15 protein-coding genes and 1 pseudogene are annotated in these 19,520 nt (G+C 41.1%); 14 read left to right on the top strand and 2 right to left on the bottom strand.

All coding sequences use genetic code 11. The features are described 5' to 3' along the window. Position 1 precedes the first annotated feature (1 nt). The 9 genes from L1283_RS04820 (at position 2) to nagA (ending at position 10,321) form a co-directional block, all read left to right on the top strand. Entirely contained in the window at positions 2 to 973 is a 972-nt protein-coding gene (locus L1283_RS04820; protein WP_333889303.1) for a 3-hydroxyacyl-CoA dehydrogenase family protein, read from the top strand. Continuing rightward, the gene (locus L1283_RS04825; RefSeq protein WP_333889304.1) at positions 970 to 2,280 is read left to right on the top strand and encodes an aspartate aminotransferase family protein; all 1,311 of its coding nucleotides are present in this window, start codon (positions 970 to 972) and stop codon (positions 2,278 to 2,280) included. Before L1283_RS04820 ends, L1283_RS04825 begins: the two co-directional genes overlap by 4 nt. 1 nt (position 2,281) lies before the next feature. After that, the gene (locus L1283_RS04830) at positions 2,282 to 3,136 is read left to right on the top strand and encodes a 3-hydroxyacyl-CoA dehydrogenase family protein (RefSeq protein ID WP_333889305.1); all 855 of its coding nucleotides are present in this window, start codon (positions 2,282 to 2,284) and stop codon (positions 3,134 to 3,136) included. Next, a complete protein-coding gene (locus L1283_RS04835; RefSeq protein WP_333889306.1) occupies positions 3,133 to 4,212 on the top strand; it encodes a dipeptidase in 1,080 nt (359 codons plus the stop codon). The genes L1283_RS04830 and L1283_RS04835 overlap by 4 nt, the downstream gene beginning before the upstream one ends. 7 nt (positions 4,213 to 4,219) lie before the next feature. Beyond that, positions 4,220 to 5,590 (top strand): hypothetical protein, encoded by a 1,371-nt coding sequence (locus L1283_RS04840; RefSeq protein WP_429625899.1) that lies wholly within the window; start codon positions 4,220 to 4,222, stop codon positions 5,588 to 5,590. After that, positions 5,587 to 6,696 carry an alanine racemase gene (locus tag L1283_RS04845; RefSeq protein WP_429625901.1) on the top strand — a complete coding sequence of 370 codons (1,110 nt, stop codon included), beginning with the start codon at positions 5,587 to 5,589 and terminating at the stop codon, positions 6,694 to 6,696. The genes L1283_RS04840 and L1283_RS04845 overlap by 4 nt, the downstream gene beginning before the upstream one ends. A gap of 95 nt (positions 6,697 to 6,791) precedes the next feature. Then, positions 6,792 to 7,850 carry a hypothetical protein gene (locus tag L1283_RS04850; RefSeq protein WP_333889309.1) on the top strand — a complete coding sequence of 353 codons (1,059 nt, stop codon included), beginning with the start codon at positions 6,792 to 6,794 and terminating at the stop codon, positions 7,848 to 7,850. 13 nt (positions 7,851 to 7,863) lie between these two features. Continuing rightward, positions 7,864 to 9,144 (top strand): sugar MFS transporter, encoded by a 1,281-nt coding sequence (locus tag L1283_RS04855; RefSeq protein ID WP_333889310.1) that lies wholly within the window; start codon positions 7,864 to 7,866, stop codon positions 9,142 to 9,144. Next, complete coding sequence (gene nagA / locus L1283_RS04860) at positions 9,125 to 10,321, top strand: N-acetylglucosamine-6-phosphate deacetylase (protein ID WP_429625902.1); 1,197 nt, start codon at positions 9,125 to 9,127, stop codon at positions 10,319 to 10,321. Before L1283_RS04855 ends, nagA begins: the two co-directional genes overlap by 20 nt. 26 nt (positions 10,322 to 10,347) lie before the next feature. Here nagA and L1283_RS04865 read toward each other — a convergent pair whose 3' ends face one another. Further along, on the bottom strand, positions 10,348 to 11,982 hold the full coding sequence (locus L1283_RS04865; protein ID WP_429625904.1) for an SGNH/GDSL hydrolase family protein: 1,635 nt from the start codon (positions 11,980 to 11,982) through the stop codon (positions 10,348 to 10,350). 595 nt (positions 11,983 to 12,577) lie between these two features. Here L1283_RS04865 and L1283_RS04870 point away from each other — a divergent pair. After that, complete coding sequence (locus tag L1283_RS04870; protein WP_429625905.1) at positions 12,578 to 13,225, top strand: Rpn family recombination-promoting nuclease/putative transposase; 648 nt, start codon at positions 12,578 to 12,580, stop codon at positions 13,223 to 13,225. Between the two features lie 170 nt (positions 13,226 to 13,395). After that, positions 13,396 to 13,632, top strand: a complete 237-nt coding sequence (locus L1283_RS04875) for a hypothetical protein (protein ID WP_429625907.1) — start codon at positions 13,396 to 13,398, stop codon at positions 13,630 to 13,632. A 339-nt stretch (positions 13,633 to 13,971) separates the two neighbouring features. On the opposite strand, the gene L1283_RS04880 is transcribed toward L1283_RS04875, so the two are convergent. Continuing rightward, the gene (locus L1283_RS04880) at positions 13,972 to 14,493 is read right to left on the bottom strand and encodes a hypothetical protein (RefSeq protein ID WP_429625909.1); all 522 of its coding nucleotides are present in this window, start codon (positions 14,491 to 14,493) and stop codon (positions 13,972 to 13,974) included. An 825-nt stretch (positions 14,494 to 15,318) separates the two neighbouring features. Between L1283_RS04880 and L1283_RS04885 the strand changes: the two genes are divergently transcribed. The 3 genes and pseudogenes from L1283_RS04885 to L1283_RS04895 all read left to right on the top strand — a co-directional run. Next, positions 15,319 to 15,696 (top strand): hypothetical protein, encoded by a 378-nt coding sequence (locus L1283_RS04885; protein ID WP_286803498.1) that lies wholly within the window; start codon positions 15,319 to 15,321, stop codon positions 15,694 to 15,696. Positions 15,697 to 15,700: 4 nt separating this feature from the next. Continuing rightward, complete coding sequence (locus L1283_RS04890; RefSeq protein WP_159332688.1) at positions 15,701 to 16,315, top strand: TlpA family protein disulfide reductase; 615 nt, start codon at positions 15,701 to 15,703, stop codon at positions 16,313 to 16,315. Positions 16,316 to 16,376: 61 nt separating this feature from the next. Continuing rightward, positions 16,377 to 19,475, top strand: a pseudogene (locus tag L1283_RS04895) (SusC/RagA family TonB-linked outer membrane protein); the annotation flags it as partial. Positions 19,476 to 19,520 lie beyond the last annotated feature (45 nt).

A 19,520-nucleotide genomic window follows, 5' to 3' on the forward strand; every position in this document is an offset into this window, starting at 1 on the left:
CATGGCAGTTCAGGGCATAGATAACGGTCAAGTTGGCGTAGTTGGGCTGGGGCTCATGGGGACAAGTATTGCCCTTTCTTTGATGTTGTCGGGGTATAAAGTGATCGGTATTGGTTTATTGGAGGGGGAAATTGAAAAAGCGAAGCATGATTTGAACATGTTGCTCGCAAATGCGCATCAAGATTATTATCGCTCGGGCCAACAGCCTGATTTGGAGGAGATGTTGCTGTTGACAGCAGATTTTCGGGCGTTAGAAGAATGTTTTTTTGTACAGGAATGTGTGATTGAAGATCTAGAGATCAAAAAAAGCATCTATACAAAGATTGAAGCCGTGGTAAAGGAGAGCTGTACGATCGCTTCCAACACGTCTGCCATCCCGATTAGTCAATTGCAGCAGTTTGTTAAAAATCCAGCTAACTTTTTGGGTATTCACTGGGCCGAGCCGGCTTATGCGACGCGCTTTTTGGAGATAACTTGTGGTGAGAAAACAGATATGGACAGGGCAGATCTAATGTACGCGATCGCGCATCATTGGGGCAAAGAACCCACCCTGCTAAAAAAGGATATTCGTGGTTTTATTACCAACAGGTTAATGTATGCGGTGTATCGTGAAGCACTGGGCTTGGTAAATGATGGATTTACGACTTTCGAACAGGCTGATGAATTGTTCAAACATGATTTTGGGGCTTGGATCACCTTTATGGGCATTTTTAGGCGTATGGATTACTTGGGTACGCAGCATGTTTTAGCGACATTACACAAGGGGTTTCAAGACTTATATGTGTATGAAAATGTTCCCCCTATCATGGAGGAAGCGGTACAAAGGCATAAGAGAGGGATTCATAATTTGGATGGCTTGTATCCGTATACCAAAGAATCTGCAAAGCAATGGGCGCATTTGTTTGAGCAGTTTAACTTGGCAATTTTTCGATTGTCCAAAAAGGATTCATTTAATCTTAATCATAGCGAATGAAAAATTATAGTAAATCTGCCGAACTCTTGCTACGGGCGGAGCGGGTAATGGCTGGTGGTGTTTCCTCCGAATTTCGAAAGTATAGTTACCCGCATGCGTTATTTTTTTCGCATGGGGAGGGGAGTCGTATTTTTGATGTAGATGGCAATGCTTATTTGGACTTTTCATTGAGTCAAGGGCCGCTTATTGTGGGGCATGCACATCCGTATGTGCAGGCAGAAATTGATAAATATAGTGCGCGTGGTCAATTGTTCGCGGGTCAGCATATCAAAGAGCTGCAGTTGGCCGAAAAGATTTGCGAACTTATTCCGAGTGCTGAAAAAATTAGGTTTTGCCTTGATGGCTCGGAAGCTGTGCAAACGGCATTTCGAATTGCAAGGGCTAAAACTGGGCGACAAAAATTCTTGCGTTTTGAAGGTCATTATCATGGTTGGATGGATAATGTCGCCTATGGTTTTAGTGCGCCGTCTATCGCCGCACTGGGAGACCGTCATGATCCTAATTTTTTCCCTTGGTCGCAGGGGCTTTCTGAAAATAGTAGCCATGATTTTTTTGTTTTACCGTGGAATGATCTGCAGCTTGTGGAAAATTTATTAGAAGTGAGTGGAAAGGAAATTGCGGCCATCATTATGGAGCCGGTCATGTGTAATAATGGGTGCATTGTGCCCGAAAAATCTTACTTGCAGGGAATTCGTGATTTATGTGATCGGTATGGGGTAGCGCTAATTTTTGATGAGGTGATAACGGGATTTAGATTGTCACTGTCTGGCGCTCAGGGTTATTTTAATATCAAGCCTGATTTGTCAATTTTTGCCAAGGCCATAGGGAGTGGTCATCCGATTAGCGCTATCGTTGGAAAAAACGAGTGGATGGACATGATAACGCAATCGAAGGCGATCCATGCTGGAACGATGAATGCTTGTAATAGTACCGTTGCGGCGGCACTGGCGACGATTAAAGTGTTGGAGGATGATGTCGAGACTTATGCTAGAATGTATGCGCTTGGGAATAAACTGATGCTGGGGATCCGCTATATTGCAGCGCGGTATGGTATTACGATGTTGATCGAAGGTCCTGGACCAGTATTTAGTACGACTTTTTCCGATCTTGAAAAATCGTATGATTATCGCGATACTTTACATGCGGATAAGGCGAAGCTGGCTGAATTTGTCAATGCATTGCAGGAGCAGGGGATCCGAATATTGAGTCGAGGGCTCTGGTATATATCGGCAGTGCATACGGTCGCAGATATGGAGGTGGCATTGACAGCTGTTGAAAAAGTTTTTCGAGATTTTAGGCTTAAATAAGATGAATACGCAGCGAAATATAGGCCTCCTCGGTGATGGAAAATGGGTGATAAATATCCATGAATTTTTGAAGAAGCATGTGGAGCATTGTATGGTCTTTGACAGCGTTTTGGACTTAGCGCAGCAGGTCAGCCATATGCTCGATTTGGTTATTTTTCATTCGGAGAAGGAAGCTGAACAGAAACGGTACGCCTTGGAATGCCTTGATCAAACCCTTGCGCCTGATATTCCAATTTTGATTAACCTGGAGTCCCAGATGTTATCGACCTTTCAAAAAGGACTGCGCTATCCGAATCGCCTGATTGGTGTAAGATGGAGCTTCCCGGTTGAAGCGAACTTTTTTTTAGAGTTAATCAGTAACGACGCTACTGCAGTTCATCTCGTAGAGCGGCTTAGCAGCATCACAAAGGTGGATTGGTTAAAGCGAACTGTCGTGTCTACCTGTGATTTTAGTATCGCTGAGCGCTTGTTTGCGGCAATTGTTCGGGAAGGTATGTTTTTGGTTGATCAAGGATATGCGGATGTAGCGAGTGTGGATCGCGCTTGCCGAAATGACGCGGGTTTTTATGTTCCTTTTGCCGGCAACTTTAGGTACATGGATTTGATGGGGGTATATGCTTATGGAAGGGTCATGTATGACTTGAATCCTGAGCTTGCTAAGCAGGTGCAAATTCCTCCCTTTGCGCAAAAAGTATGGTCGCAGGGGGACGATGGGATTTCAAATGGGAGGGGCTTTTACAGTTATGACGCGGCAGGAAAGCAGCAGATGCTGGATAAGTTTAAAGAATTTACGTTTGAAATGAAGCAGCTTATCGCCCAATTTCAAGCGATGCAAGATAATATCGTTGCACTATGAAGAAAAGATTGATTATTGATGCGCATCTTGATCTTGCGATGAATGCGATGGAATGGAACCGCGATTTATCAAAAAGTCTGGATCATATACGGGCAGCTGAAATGCATATGAAAGACAAGCCTGACCGGGGAAAAAATACGGTTTGTCTCCCTGAATTGCGTAAGGGTAAAATTGCTGTTGTAGTTGCTACGCAATTGGGGCGGGTGAATGCTTTTGGTACGGCGTTGTCGGGATATCATTCACCGCAGCAGGCTTGGGCAGCAACACAGGCGCAATTGGCCTGGTATAGGGAGATGGAAAAGCTTGGCGAAATGGTGCAATTACGTACCGCCGCACAACTGCGGCAGCATTGGCAGCTCTGGGAAAATGAAACGATAGACGATTTGACCAAGCCTATTGGTTATGTGCTCAGTCTAGAGGGGGCAGATTCGTTGGTAAACGTGGATTATTTGTATGAGGCGCATGGGTATGGATTAAGAGCTTTGGGGTTATCGCATTTTGGTCCGGGCCGATACGCCCCCGGCACAAAGACGGTCGGGGAGATAAAACCCGAGGGTTTTCGCTTAATGAAAGAAATGGCTAAATTAAACATGATTCTTGATGTAACGCATCTGACAGATGAAGGATTTGAACAAGCAATGGCTGTTTATGATGGTCCTATCTGGGCGAGTCATCATAATGTGCGCAAGCTGGTGCCGAACCAAAGGCAGTTAACTGACGAGCAGATTAAGTTATTAATTGAGCGGGGTGCTGTTATTGGGGGGATGCTCGACTGTTGGGCAATGGATATTCGTTTTATTGATGCGGTATCGGATCCTTGGCAATTGGATATTAGATTAGAGAAACTGGTGGACCACTGGGATCACATCTGCCAAATAGCAGGAAATACCGATCATATTGCTATCGGGAGTGACCTAGACGGTATTTTCGGAACGGAGCAGACTCCTTGGGATATGAATTCGATAGCAGATTTGCAGAAATTTGAGCAGATTCTTCAGAATAGAGGCTATTCAGACCTGGATATAGACCGTATTTTTTACAGGAATTTGTTGGTATTTTTAGAAAAAGCACTTTAAATAAGCGATGACAGATGATTTTCTATTTGCAGGGACAGCCAAAATTAAGATAACACCATCCTATGGGTCACTGATCAACGGCGAGTTTCATACGCGGTATGTCACGGCTATATACGAGGATATTTTCGTTCGTACCATCGTGTTATCGAATTCCATGCAGCAGCTGGTCTTTGTTGTAGTGGATACTTGTGCGATGCGACGTGAGTTTTTGGATGACGTAAAGGATGCTATTTTTTGTGCTACAGGAATCAGGCGGGAATCGGTCTTAATTTCGAGTACGCATATCCATTCGGGCGGAGCTGTTTCGTCTATTTTATGGGGGCATGCGGATGATGGCTATCGGGCTATGTTGAAAAGTAAAATCCTGGAGTCGGTGCGTCTTGCATTAGCGCAAGTAGCACCTGTATCTATCGGATATGGGTCGGTGGAAGTGCCCGATTTTTTGTTGATCCGGAGGTATAAGATGAAAGAGCCGTATGTAGCACGGAGTCCGGTGGATGGCAAGATTGACGCAATAAAAACGAACCCAATCGGGGCAGAGCATCTTATCGATTGCAGTATGGGTACACCAGATACGCAGTTGTCCTACCTTGTCCTTCGGGATAAAGTGCATAAAATCAAGGCTGTGCTGGCGAATTATAATTTGCATTATGTGGGTGATTTTAGTCCGGGAATGATTGCGGGAGATTATTTCGCTGCATTTGAAAAAAGCTTGGTGGACAGCGTATCTTGTGCGAACGATTTCGTTGGTGTAATGACCAATGGTACGAGTGGGGACGTAAATATATGGGATTTTTTAGGCACCTATTCTTTTCCCGCAGGTATTGGTGAGAAAAGCAACTGGATTGGTGCCTCTTTAGCTAAAAAGCTAACCGAAAATCTACAGGAAGTCTGTTGGGAGAATAGGGGGGATTTGAATGCTTTTTATGAAGAGATAGAGGTGTCAACACGTAAGCCTTCTTTGGAGGAGTATAATCGGGCTAAAACGACTTTACAACAAGTGGATTTTGACAGCTTTAAAGTGGATGAGCAAGGACTAATAGCGCTGTATGCCCGGGAGCAGCTGTTATTGTATGATTTTCCGGATTTGATTCAATTTCCTATTCAGGCATTTAAAATCGGTCAAGGTATCATTGGGGCATTGGGTGGGGAGTTTTTCAGTAAATCGGGTATTTTTCTGAAAAGTATCCAGCAAAAACACGCCTATTTTACGATCTGTCTGGCTAATGATTATGTAGGCTATGTGCCTCCGGTCGACGCTATAGAAATGGGCGGCTATGAGACTTGGCGATGCCGTACATCTTATTTGGCAGGGGATGCCGAAGAATTAATTACACAAGCACTGAAAAGATTGATTGAAAAATACAACGCGCTATGAAATTAGAGAAAGACTGGTTTGAGGTGAATGGGGTAGATCAACTATTTTCGCCGGCTATTTTGCTGTACAAAGATCGTATTCAAAAGAATATTCAACAGGCAGTAGGTTATACCTTAAGTAGTAATCAATTAAGACCACATATTAAAACTCATAAGTCTGGAAATGTTTCAAAACTGATGATGGAAGCCGGGATTAGCAAGTTTAAATGTGCTACACTCCAGGAATTAGACTTGCTTTGTAATGCAGGTGCAAAAGATGTATTGCTAGCTTATCAAATTGTAGGACCAAATATTAACGCATTTATTAAACTCCAAAAAAAGTACCGACAAACACTGTTGTCCTGTTTGGTTGATAATGCTGAGGTAGCGGACGTACTGAATAGGGAAGCATCTAAGCATAACGAAATTATACATGTTTACATCGATATCGATGTAGGAATGGGGCGTACAGGGGTGGTATTAGACCAAGCCGAGCCATTGGTATCTTTCGTGCAATGTTGTTCGGACTTAAATTTTAAAGGTTTTCATGTTTATGATGGACACTTGTTGGGGCTTTGTGAAGCAGAACGATTGCTAAAATCGGCGGAGTATTTAGGGGCTGTGAAAAATCTAAGAACCTTAATTACCCCGATGTACCATAGTGCCGTTGACATCGTTATTGGCGGTTCTTCTTGCTTTCCATTTTATGTACAAGATGAAAGTGTTGTGTGTAGTCCTGGTACCTTTATTTTCTGGGATAGGGGCTATGAATTGAATTTGCCTAATCAACATTTCAGCTTTGCTGCAGTGCTATTATCGCGCGTTATTTCGAAACCATCAAATGATCATATTTGCATTGATTTGGGGTATAAAGCCATAGCCTCTGAAAACACGTTAGATAAACGTTTTTATTTTTTGTCAGATCCTGAAATTTTTCCTGTTGCCCAAAGTGAAGAGCATCTTGTATTGAATATTTCTCATTCAACGAAGTCTTGGGATATCGGGAATGTTATATATGTTTTACCTTATCATATTTGTCCTACGATAGCCTTATATGATAAGGTTATTGTGATTGAAGATCACCTCATTGTTGAGCAATGGGAAATAGGTGGGCGCACACGCTATTAATTGAATAAAAATACATGTATTGCTGAATCCTGTATTATATAATGTATGGGGATTTTGATAGTTTTATTCCTGATAAACCTTAATCCTTTTGTACGATGAATACGAGAAGAAATTTTTTAAAAAATGTAATAGCAGTTGGCGGTAGTAGTCTATTTGCAATTGAGAATATAATTGGCTCAACGTTACATGTTGAGCCATTGGCCAGGAATAGTAAAATTTGGTGTAATCTAATTCATTTGAGCTTTAATCTTTGGGAGGATCATAATCGTTTAAGTGAAAGCTTGGATCCGACAATCAAAGCTAGGGTTTTTGATGAAAAATTGCGTGTAAGCGATGCCCTATGGAACGATTGTGTCATGAGGATGCATAATTACGGAATGAATATGGTATTACTAGATTTGGGGGATGCTGTTCTATATGAAAGCCATCCTGAAATTGCCGTAAAAAATGCTTGGTCAGTAGATCGGCTGAAGGCTGAAATTAAAAAATTAAAAGCTTTGGGTATCGAGCCTATTCCTAAATTGAATTTTTCGGCTGGACATGATGCTTGGTTGGGTAAATATTCTCGTATGTTATCCACGGATTTATATTATCAGGTATGTAAGGATTTAGTGGAAGAAGTCATAGAAATTTTTGAAAACCCACGTTTTTTCCATATTGGATATGATGAGGAGGATTATCGTAATCAGCGATTTTACGATTATGTTGTATTAAGGCAGCATGACCTATGGTGGAAAGATTTATATTATTTTGTAGATTTACTAGGTAAATATAATGCGCGACCATGGATTTGGTCGGACTATGCATGGGATTATCCGGAGTCTTTTTTTAGTAAAATGCCAAAAGAGGTTATTCAGAGCAATTGGTACTATAAAGATGACTTTTCCAATTTAAATGATATTGCTGTTAAGACCTACCTCAAACTGGAAGAACATGGTTTTGATCAAATTCCGACAGCAGGTTATTATGAACATACCCCTGGCGTATATAGGGCTGAGAAAAGTGCGATGGAAACGGTAAAATTTGCTAGAAGTCATATCAATGACAAGCATTTATTGGGTTTTATCCAGACCAACTGGCGGCCAACAGTAGAAGTATATCGTAAAGATATTTTGACCTCCATAGATTTATTGGGCGAAAGTATGAAACCTTAATTTAAGCCTTATTATGCAACCAACTACAAAATCTGCTGTTTTAATTTTAGGCGTTTTATTTTTCACTTTTGGTTTTTTGTCGTGGGTGAATGCGATCTTAATTCCTTATTTCAAAATTGCTTGTGAACTATCTCATTTTGAATCTTACTTAGTTGCCTTTTCTTTTTACATCTCTTATTTTTTTGTTTCTATGCCTTCTTCATTTCTGGTGAAAAAGATTGGTTACAAGAAGGGAATATGGGTAGGGTTTATGATCATGGCTCTTGGTTCGCTCTTATTCTTGCCTGCAGCATATTTAAGAAATTACAGTTTGTTTTTATTGGGTTTGTTTGCATTAGGAAGTGGTTTGGCGATATTGCAACCGATAGCCAATCTGTATATTACAACGATCGGTCATCCGGAAAGAGCAGCACAAAGAATAAGTGTAATGGGTATCTGTAATAAATTTGCGGGTATTATAGCGCCTTATTTATTTTCGCTAATCCTGATCCGCAAAGGGGATGAGGCCGCCTTTAAATCAATACCATTACTTTCTGACGAAGCTAGAGCGATCTATCTGGATCAACTGGTCTTGCGGGTGATTCCACCTTATGCGGTGCTCGCTGTGTTGCTCCTATTCGTTGGTTTCTTTATTTACAAAAGTTCGTTGCCAGAAATTAATCTTTCTGATGATAGCCCTGGGGATCAAAAGCCTTCTTTTAAAGCACTATTTAAATACCCCAACTTAGTATTGGGCTTTGTGGCGATTTTTTTACATGTGGGTACTCAAGTAATCGCTGTTGATACCATTATTAATTATGGGATGCATACCGAGCTTGCCTTAGAAGATTGCAAACTGTTGCCTTCCTATACACTTACATGTACTATTGTAGGTTATTTTTTGGGCATTGTGTTGATCCCTAAAATTATTTCGCAATCGGCTGCTTTAAAAATTTGTTCGATTATAGGTATTGTTATTTCATTATTGATCGTGCTATTGGAAGTTAATGTGGCCTGGTTTAATCACGATATCGCATTAAGTGTTTTGCTAATTAGTGCCCTAGGTTTGCCCAATGCGCTCATATGGGCAAGTATTTGGCCCTTGGCGCTAAAGAATTTAGGCAGTCTTTCGGGACAAGCGTCTGCACTTTTAATTATGGGGTTAGCCGGAAACGCTATTTTACCCTTGGTGTATGGAGCGGTCGCGGATTATATTGGCCTTCAGTTGGCTTATATCGTCTTAATACCTTGTTTTGGTTATATCTGTTTTTACGCATTTAAAGGTTATAAAATATATGCTTGGGACACTCATTAAAAATGCAAAATTAATTTTGCCCTGTGGTTCTATTATTTCAGGAGGAATACTTGTCAAGGACGGGAAGATCAATGCCATCTTTCGAGATGAAAAGATCAATACGGATGGGGATTCCGTGATTATTGATGCACAGGGATTATACCTATCCGCCGGTTTTATTGATATTCATGTGCATGGCGGGGGAGGCTTTGATTTTATGGATTGCGATCCTGAGGAGTATCAACACATTGCAAACGTCCATGCGCGTTATGGAACCACGTCTATGTTGCCGACATCATTGACTAGCAATGCCGAACATTTAAAGCTGTTGTTGGAGACATATAGCACCTTTATGAAGAAGGAGGATTTTCGGTCACGTTTTTTAGGATTACATCTCGAAGGTCCCTATTTTGCTTTAAATCAGCGCGGCGCACAAGATCCCAAATATATACGGGATCCTGACCCGAAAGAGTATATGCCGATTTTAAAGAAATATGCACCCCTCATCGCGCGCTGGAGCGCAGCCCCCGAGTTAGAAGGGGCCTTGGATTTTGGAAGAGAGTTACTCAAATACGGTGTTATCCCTTCTTTGGCACATACAGATGCCGTGTATGCCGATATTGTGAGCGGTCTGGATGCGGGATACAAATTAGCGACGCATTTATATTCTGGTATGTCAGGGATGTTTCGCAAAAATGCTTTTCGTTATGCTGGAGCAATCGAAAGCTGCTTATTGCTTGATGAAATTACCGCGGAGATCATTGCCGATGGAATACATCTACCAGAACCGTTTTTAAAATTGATCGTTAAAGTGAAAACCGTGAATCGGATAGTCTTGGTGACGGATGCCATGCGAGCAGCTGGGACGAATGATACGCGCAGTAAACTGGGGGATAGGAAAGAAGGACTGGATGTCATTATTGAGCAGGATGTGGCCAAATTGCCCGATCGGAGTTCCTTTGCAGGAAGCGTAGCGACTGCAGATCGATTGATCAGAACAATGGTTAATGTTGCGGGGGTAACATTGCCTGAAGCCGTAAAAATGTTAACCATTAACCCCGCAAAGGTTATTGGTGTGGAAGGGAGCCTCGGGAGTATTGAAGTCGGAAAAATTGCCAATATCATTTTATTTGATCAGGATATCACGATTAAACTAACGATGGTAGATGGAAATATAATCTATAGCAGCGGTATATAGGATTTCAATCGATGCATCAAAAGCGTTTAATGTTTGTGCTTGGGTGATTCTTCAATTGCAGTAATAATTTGCGCGGCTACAATAGCCTGCCCTGCGGCGGACATATGAAGTCCATCGGCAGCATAGTAGTCTAAGATACCAAGAAGAGGGTGGTAAGCATCTACAAATTGAAATCCCAGTGCAGAAGTTGTGGCTTTTAACTGCGCGATCAAGTCTGCCAGTCTCTTGTCGCTGTCCACATATTTGGCATTTCTTGGCACAATAGGAGGCGGACTGACGTAGAGTAAGCGCGTTTTCTTTGTTGAAATGCCATGTTTTTTTATTTTGGTCAGTAAGGCGGCTAAATTCTTGGGCACTTCCCCTTGTCGATCTTTAAATTCGACTTTCGTATCGTTGGTTCCGAGGCAGACGATGATATAGTCGAAAGGATGCTTGAGACTTTTTGCCTTGGCTTCGGTGAGGTAGCTGTCAATATGCTTTAAGGCATTGGCCATGGATACACCTTCGGGGTCAAATCCAATGGAGCGTCCAGAGGAGGACATATTGATGATGTTGGCATTTGGGAAGTAGTGTCCTAATTGCGTGACCCATCCACCTTTAATTTCGCCATTCGAATCTCCGATGGTTAAGATCTGGTAGTGGCTAAGGTCCTGCTGATGTACTGGAATAAAAGCAAGAGCTTGCGGTAACTGCTCGTGAGTACCCTCAAAAATAGTGAGGTGGATATTGTCCGTCTGTTTTTCCAAGTATACCTTTCGATTAAAAAGGGATTTAGTTCCCTGTTCCGCAGTTGGTACGGTACGTTTAGTCAAAAGATCGATGATTTCACGATCAGACACCAGTTGTTGGTCGGATGGAGCAATAGCACTGATACTATCGCTGTTGCTTACCTGATATTTTTGTTCAGCAACCAAACGATTATACATATTTATCGCCTGCGTAATAGGGACAGAGCCGGTATAACCATCGTGTATACCTTCATAGATATATAATGCGGAATTTTGACGACGTTGTTTGGGGTAAAGTTGAAATAGCGGTGAACGTTTTCTCGCTTCGCGGGCATTAAATTCACCACCTAATGCCGCCGCAATATCGGCGGCATATTTTTGGCCGCGACCAAGAGATTCCCAGTACCAAGCTTCAATATTTGAAATGGGGGCCCAGGCGGAGAATGATTTGATAGGGTAATCTAATTGCATATAAGCACATAAAGTGGCAAATCCTCCTCCTGATACACCAATGATATGAATTTCACTCGTATCGACATTACCCTGTTTAACCGCATAGGAGATTGCATCCTTAATATCGCTGATAACAAAAGGGCTCCCCATAGCTTTAGGCGTTCGATTCATTCCTCTAAAATCAGGATGGATATAATTCCAATTTCTCGCTAAGATTTCTTTGGTCAAAGGGTCTGCCTGCCGAAAGTCGCCGCTCCAGGTATGTAAGCTAATGATCAGCGGCTGCGGTCGTTTGCTGGTGGATTTGAAGAAATAGGCTTGTTGGTTGGAGCTATCTTGACTCGATGGTATGCTAACTTCTTGAAATACGGGGTTCCATTTTGATTTCGCCGTATTATCCCAAGCGATTTCCTGTGTATATCCAACCTTTGCAATTGAAAGAAAAAGGCTAAGTAAAGCTATATTAGGTAAATATTTCATATCGTGTTCAATCTGGGTATTTAAATAGCCTAGTTTGCCGCTACTCGTTTTCCAAAGATAAATGGAATTACAATGTAAGACTGCTATTATCCTTTTTATAATTGATACAATCTTTCAATCTCTGTCTTCGTTTCCGGCCGTAGTCTGGCTGAAACCTGCAGTATCGTGAAAGGGCTGTTGCTGGTTTTTGAGGTATGCACGCGCCTCGGGATAGCCCTGTATAGATTGTCTCTATGATCTGCTATATTGCCCGATTAATCTCCGGCTTTAATACCTTTTCTGTATTTTTACTGCTCATATTTTTGATTTGTGGTAAAACCAAAAAATATGGAAAAAGGAGCTAACTGCAAAATGTGGGGAAACTCCTTAATTTATTGAGAAAATGGGTATTGCAATAGCAGATATAGCCAAAGGAACAGGCCTTTCTATTGAGGAGATCGAAAAGCTATAATAAAGTAGTTTGAAGTTTATATTTATTTAATTAATTGAAGCCATTTCCGAAAGGGAGTGGCTTTTTTAGTTTAAATACTAATTATATTAGTATTTAAACTTTCTATTTCCTATCTTTGTATTGTTAGCCAGTTGATAAATAATTATGAGTCCAAGAAGAAGGCGTGTAGATGATCCCTTGTGGAAGTCTATTCTAGAGCAAACATTTTCGCATTTTTTACGATTTATTTTTCCGGAAGCAGATGCTGTTTTTGATTTAAGCAAACCCTTTGATTATCTTGATAAAGAGTTTGAGACTTTGTTTCCTCCGGAAAGCACCGGCAGGGGAGTGCGTTATGTCGATAAGCTCGTCAAAGTCTATTTAAAGGACGGGAGAGAACAGTTTGTGCTATGTCATGTGGAGATACAGAGCAGCAAGGGAAATGGCGATTTGGCCGAGCGCATGTTACGCTATTTCTACCGTATATGGGATCGTTATAAAGCTCCTATTACGGCTATAGCGATTCTGGCCGATGAAAATGGCGGCTACCGACCAGTGGTGTATAGGCAAGAGTTTATGGGTACGTCATTGCGCTATGATTTTAACAGTTACAAGATCATGGATCAGGAAGAGTCGGTAATACGAGCTAATGAGAATCCATTTTCAGTGATTGTCCTTACTGCTCTTTTGGCTATCAAAAACAAGAAAATAAGTGACGAAGGCCTGAAAGCGATTAAGCATGATCTTTATGATGACATGATAAACCGGGAGATGGATAAGGATACGAGGCAAGGGCTATATGATTATCATTGATTTAATTTTTTATTATAGGAAATGATGCTGTTATGAGCTTAGCTCATAACGGTTCCTTACTTACTACGTAAGTTTTGATAATGAGGAAGTTTTGGGTATATTTCCTCAATAGATTAGTTATCAATGGCAAAGGAGAGATCGATAAATTGCTTTTTGTATGCAATTTATCTATGTTTGAAAAAGAAATAAAAACAAAAATAGGAAGGAGCGATACTATGGGCACTCAAGAATATTTATTAGATAAAGCTGAAAAAAAAGGGATTCAGAAAGGGCTTAAGACTGGGATTGAAAAAGGTAAGCGTGAAGAAGCTATTGCCATTGCACTAGAGTTTAAGAAAATGGGGCTACCTATTGCTGATATTGCTAAAGGCACCGGGCTTTCTATCGAAGAAATCGAAAAACTGTAATCAAATGCTTTTAAAGTTTATAGATATTTATTTTGAGCCATTTCCGAAGGGGTGTGGCTTTTTCATTTTAAGGATAGAGTAGCTCTAATAAAAAAACTCCCCATTTCATCGAGTGATGAGAGAGGAGTACCTTTTATAAACTAAATATATTATGAAAAAAATCTTTTTTTATGTAGACGGGGTTGACGCTTTTTAGTAATAAAGCGCCCTAACAAATTAAGGCGCTTAGCTAGATGTTGGTATATTTCAACCAGCTGATCTAATATAGAAATAATTTTTTGAAATTGAAAAAATTATAAAAGATTTTTGATCTTTATTTTTGCCGTTTTGGATGTTACTTTAGGTTAACCCAATCATTGGTCGCTCGCCATCACCGTAAAAATAATCGAAGAGTTGGCTAGGTTGAATTTGTGATATTTTTGCTAAGGCATACACTTGATAGGGATAAAAATCGGTTCCATCATTTGCATGTCGGATTCTGCTTATTCGACTTCCACTGGCGCCAATTGCGGATGCGATCTCACCATCGGTAAGGCTAATACCTGAGATAAATTTTGCGAACTTAGTTAGATCTTCTGCTGGGGACTTCATGCCTGGATACGTGTAGTCGTGAAATAAGTCTTCGCAGGCAATATTGATATCCGCGTCAAGTTCTTTCAAGACCAAGTAAAACATAAGTCCAGAAAAAATATCACCTCCATTTCTTGCAATGAGGTCTTGAATTGTATCCTTTTTATCTTCTTTAGCAACTTTGTTTAAGTTACATGATCTAATCAATTCATAACTATATTTTCTAAATTCTTTAAATTTAATATCCTTATAATCATGTTGTTCTATATTTTCTTGAATCGTATTTTTCATTGTTATATATAATTGACTATATTTGTGATATAATCAGTTTTCTGATTGAGTCTCAGAAGTGAAAACGACGAATTTTCCAACGACACGAGACGTAGGGTTTGCTAACCCCCATGCTTTTTGTATTTTTACAAAAAAAGGGGATGGCTCCCTATTGGATACCGTGTCAAAGGCTCTTCGTCGTGCCTCACTGCTGGTTGAAGATAGTGGGCCATCCTCTTTATTTAGCGCTTGACCTTCCCCTTCGAGACTCTTGTTGATAACCCAACTAGTAAATTATGAGACAAAAAAAGTCATTAACCACAACAGAACGACGGCAGATAAAGGATCAGCTTCGTCAGCTTGCAGTATCACTGCTCATCAAGAACAAATACTGCCCGCCAGAATAGCTTCTCAAAAGCTTAAAATCAGCAATGGCCCTTTACCTCGGATGAGGAATGTGCATACAAAAGCCAGCAAAGGCCTGAGAATAGCACCGCCACTGTTGATTTTGCCGACCGGTACTTTTTTAAGATCTATGCCCCAAAATTGCACGGCTCCCTTCTCTTTTATCTTCGCACTTTAAAAGTAAGGGTTTCCGAAATCAAAAGCAAAGATTAAAGAAAAATACGATTGTAGATTATCTATATATAAGGTCGGTTTTTTATTTTACCAACGGACGCGGTATCGTCTCTATCAAATTACGTGTAACTGTCCTGCACCGCGCCCGATAACCTATTTCTTATTTTTTCACCGCTGTGACCTGAGTTCATTCAGGTTCCCGCAAAAAACTGATTTCGGTCGGACAGGGAGAGCTATGTGCTATGGTTACAGCCAAAAACTAAACACATGAAAGCCATTTATGAAGATCTCTTGCATCTTGACAGGCCATTCTATGAGATCCATGAAGACAGTTACGATCCATTGAAATGTATCGAAAGCTTTTGGGATAATTATCCGCTAGTCACGATACGCGAATACCTATATGCTTTGGATTTCAAATGCAAAACCCTCGGCGAAGCTACCGAATGCAAATTAGAGGCTGTACAGCAAACGCTGTTTTTGGCCGATATTCTACGTGCTCTGATGGCGTATTTCCTAACGCATAGCCGCCATTTAGATACAACCCAATTAAAACTGTCAACTCTGAAAGCCAATATGAAGGAACTCCTGCTGACCAAACAAATCACCGATTTTTTTCAATCCATTAACCAACCAAAACCTTAAGATGATGAAAACAATACTATATAATTTGTACAAGGCTTTTAAGAGCAAACGAGCACGAGCGATACTGCTGTGTTTGGTTTCTATGTTTAGTTTATCTGCTCAGACGCCCCGCAAGGACAGCGGGGCGGATGGGGCCGATATCGTTGAGCCAGTACTCGTCGGAAATAAATTACCCCAAGATTTCTGGTCCAGAAAAGTAAAAATCTATAATCAAGGGGATACAGCACTTGTAGAACTATCCAAATACAAAGGCAAATCTTTTCTTCTTGACTTTTGGTCTACCACCTGTGGTACTTGTATTAGTGGTATGTCAGATTTGATTAAAATCCAAAAGAGTTTTGGAAAGGAGCTTAATGTTTTGCTCGTAAACTCATATGGAAAATTAGACACGTATCAACGTATTCACAAGATGCCGATCGATGTTCTGCGAACAAACGACCTCAGCACTGTGTATGCTGATGATTATCTGATAAAGCTGTTTCCTCATCGTACGTTCCCATTTTATGTTTGGGTGGACCAAAATGGTACAGTGGTAGCAGTAACCTTAAAACGGTTGGTTGAAATGGAAAATGTTGAAACATTTATCAAATATAATCGTCTCTATGAAAAGTCTAATTAGTTTGATCTTAATGATGGTCTGCTGTAAATCAGTCTTTGCTTAGGGTAAATATAGAGGAAATGTTATTGATCAGGATCATAATCCCATTGCTTTCGCTACGTTTAAACTGGATGGAACTGCCGCTGCTTATCGGACTGATTCCTTGGGTAGATTTGAGTTCTCCACTTCCAATGCGATAAGGTTTGTTACAGTTTCGGCGCTGGGATTTGAAACCAAAAACATAAACTGGGATACCAATGTGACAAATCGAACCATCCTATTGAATAGAAAAGAAAATAGACTCGATGAGGTACAAGTGAATACGGGATATCAGGCCATCCCGAAAGACCGGACGACGGGTAGCTTCGGGTTGGTATCTAATAAAGACTTCAGTAAAATCCCGAGCAGAGGAGTCTTGGACCGTATAGAAGGTAAAGTTTCTGGACTGCAGTTTGATAGAAGGAGTGGAAAGTCGGTGCTAAATATACGGGGGATAAACACCTTTTCTGAAATAGCGGCCCAACCCCTCATCGTGGTCGATAATTTCCCTTACGATGGTACATTGGATGATCTTAATCCTAATGATGTGGAATCTGTCTCCGTATTGAAGGATGCGGCTGCTTCCAGTATTTGGGGGTCCCGAGCAGGAAATGGCGTGATTGTCGTGACGACCAAAAAAGGAAAGACAGGCAATAAGCCGATTATCAATTTTACAACGACAACAATGGTCAGCAGAAAGCCTGACCTGTTCTATAACAAGACGATCAATAGTAGGGATTTTATCGAAGTGGAGCGTTTTCTCTTTGATAATAAGTATTATGATGATGCATATAATAGCGCCTATAATCAGACGACGATATTTTCGCCTGTCGTGGACATGCTGTATGCAAATAAAGTGGGGAGCTTGTCGGATATTGATCTGAATACGCGATTGAAAGCGCTAGAAAGGAACGATTATCGAAATGACCTGCTGAAATATGTTTATCAAGCTGCGGTAAATCAACAGTACTTTTTGGATATTTCCACAAGTAATGCAACCAATAGAAATCGCTATTCGGTTGGCTATGATCGCGGTACAGGGGATACAAAAGGAGCAAATAATGACCGTTTAACTTTGAGGGCTACAAATAGCTGGAAACTCGGACAAAAGTTGTCTATAGAAAATATGATTTCTCTGATCAATGGACGGGATCGGGTTTTCTCTTCGACACCACGCTATCCGATGATTCCCGGGGGTGGAAAAAATAATTTGTATCCTTATGCCTCGCTAGTGGATGACGAAGGTAACTTCCTGTCGATCCCGAGATTTTATAATTCATCTTTTCTTGAAAGGGCAAATGCTGACGGTCTATTGGACTGGACCTACCGACCTTTAGCGGATCGGGATAAGTCGACTTACAAGTCCTGGAATCGGCATCTTTATTTAAATTTTAACTTGCATTATGACATCCTCCCCTTCTTAAAGGCCGATGTGATCTATGGTTATGAGAATAGTAGTAGCAAATCAGAATCGCTTTCCGGAGAGGATTCTTTTGAGGTGCGGGATTTGATCAATAAGTATACGCGAATTGTCGATGGGGCAAAACTGTACGATTTTCCATTTGGTGCTATACTGCGAAATGGTGATAATGAGATGCAATCGCATAGGGGAAGGGTGCAGGTGAGCCTCAACAAATCTTTTGGAGACGAGCATACCCTGAATGCGTTGATCGGTACAGAGCTGTATACCAGGAATATCGACCAGCGCTCTTCGGGCTCCTATGGTTACAATGCCGAAGTGCTCAGCCGCAAAAGTGTTGATTACAACACCATCTATAACTTGTATGGAGGTCTGGGATATGGGTATATGACACCCTTGGATGCTTATTCGGGTACATTATCCAGAACCTTATCAATGTATTTTAATGGTTTGTATGAATATAAGGCTAAATACGGGCTTTCTTTTTCTGCCCGTAAGGATGCTGCGAATTCGTTCGGAACGAATGTCAACAGCCAATGGAATCCATTATGGTCGGCAGGTTTACTTTGGCAGGTGGCAAAGGAAAAATTTATGCAAGGTGCAGATTGGATTGATTATCTTAAACTACGGTCAACCTTTGGCTACGGCGGTGTACAGCCCGCTGGAGCCCTCAATAAAACTGTGATCGGTTATGTCGGCAATGCTAAATACTCAAATCTACCTTACGCCTTGATCGGAAGCCCGCCAAACCCCGGGCTCAAATGGGAAACTGTACGTACCTTAAATTTTGGGTTGGATTTCTCAATCTATGGTGGAAAATTAATAGGCAATATAGATTATTACCGGAAAAAGTCTTTCGACCTGCTTTCTGATGATCCCTTTGATCCGACTTCAGGTTATTCCCTGTTGACAAAAAATGTTGGTAAAATAGCAACCCATGGGATCGATTTGACCCTCGCCTCAAATGGTAGGTTCGGAAAAGGCTACTGGCAGTCTTCCATCAATTTTTCCTATAGCAAAAATAAAGTGACTGATTATAGAGGGACCATCGGAGCGACAAGCCTGTATCTGGATGGGGGGAGGACGCTGATGCCGCTATTGGGTAAATCTCTGTACCCTGTTTTCTCTTATAAATCCGCTGGGCTGGATCCCGTCAATGGCGATCCGAGGGGATATAAAAATGGCGAAATATCGAAAGATTATCAGGTCCTGGCGACAGATTCACTGCAATACCTAAATTATCATGGTACAGCCTTACCGCCAATATACGGAGCATGGAATAATACCATCGGCTATGGCAAGTTTTATCTAGATTTTAGTCTGCTCTTTAAATTTGGACACTATTTTAAGAAGAAATCCATTGTCTATGGTAGTTTATTTGACTCATGGGATGGACACGCTGATTTTGCCAAAAGATGGCAGCAGCCGGGAGACGAATTGGTGACAACAGTTCCAGCGATGCAATACCCCAACGATAGTAATCGCGATCTGTTTTATCAGCACTCTTCGAATAATATCGTCAAAGGTGATCTCATTAGGGTGCAAAATATTAGACTCGGCTACAGCTTTGCGATAAGCAACAGTAAGATAAAAGGCCAACTTTACATTGGAGCAAATAACGTGGGATTGATCTGGCGAAAAAATAATGAAAATCTCGATCCTGATTATTTGGATTTGCCTGCTCCGCCCGTAATTTCAGTCGGTGGGAATATTAATTTTTAATACTTGTGACATGAGACAATATATTTACAAACTACTCATAGTAAG

The organism is Sphingobacterium sp. HSC-15S19 (assembly GCF_050433745.1).
In the GTDB taxonomy this organism is placed as follows: domain Bacteria; phylum Bacteroidota; class Bacteroidia; order Sphingobacteriales; family Sphingobacteriaceae; genus Sphingobacterium; species Sphingobacterium siyangense.

Excerpts from the sequence above, each read along its gene's own strand:
- L1283_RS04820 (WP_333889303.1), top strand. The coding sequence starts at position 2 with ATGGCAGTTCAGGGCATAGATAACGGTCAAGTTGGCGTAGTTGGGCTG.
- L1283_RS04825 (WP_333889304.1), top strand. The coding sequence starts at position 970 with ATGAAAAATTATAGTAAATCTGCCGAACTCTTGCTACGGGCGGAGCGG.
- L1283_RS04830 (WP_333889305.1), top strand. The coding sequence starts at position 2,282 with ATGAATACGCAGCGAAATATAGGCCTCCTCGGTGATGGAAAATGGGTG.
- L1283_RS04835 (WP_333889306.1), top strand. The coding sequence starts at position 3,133 with ATGAAGAAAAGATTGATTATTGATGCGCATCTTGATCTTGCGATGAAT.
- L1283_RS04840 (WP_429625899.1), top strand. The coding sequence starts at position 4,220 with ATGACAGATGATTTTCTATTTGCAGGGACAGCCAAAATTAAGATAACA.
- L1283_RS04845 (WP_429625901.1), top strand. The coding sequence starts at position 5,587 with ATGAAATTAGAGAAAGACTGGTTTGAGGTGAATGGGGTAGATCAACTA.
- L1283_RS04850 (WP_333889309.1), top strand. The coding sequence starts at position 6,792 with ATGAATACGAGAAGAAATTTTTTAAAAAATGTAATAGCAGTTGGCGGT.
- L1283_RS04855 (WP_333889310.1), top strand. The coding sequence starts at position 7,864 with ATGCAACCAACTACAAAATCTGCTGTTTTAATTTTAGGCGTTTTATTT.
- nagA (WP_429625902.1), top strand. The coding sequence starts at position 9,125 with ATGCTTGGGACACTCATTAAAAATGCAAAATTAATTTTGCCCTGTGGT.
- L1283_RS04865 (WP_429625904.1), bottom strand. The coding sequence starts at position 11,982 with ATGAAATATTTACCTAATATAGCTTTACTTAGCCTTTTTCTTTCAATT.
- L1283_RS04870 (WP_429625905.1), top strand. The coding sequence starts at position 12,578 with ATGAGTCCAAGAAGAAGGCGTGTAGATGATCCCTTGTGGAAGTCTATT.
- L1283_RS04875 (WP_429625907.1), top strand. The coding sequence starts at position 13,396 with ATGTTTGAAAAAGAAATAAAAACAAAAATAGGAAGGAGCGATACTATG.
- L1283_RS04880 (WP_429625909.1), bottom strand. The coding sequence starts at position 14,493 with ATGAAAAATACGATTCAAGAAAATATAGAACAACATGATTATAAGGAT.
- L1283_RS04885 (WP_286803498.1), top strand. The coding sequence starts at position 15,319 with ATGAAAGCCATTTATGAAGATCTCTTGCATCTTGACAGGCCATTCTAT.
- L1283_RS04890 (WP_159332688.1), top strand. The coding sequence starts at position 15,701 with ATGAAAACAATACTATATAATTTGTACAAGGCTTTTAAGAGCAAACGA.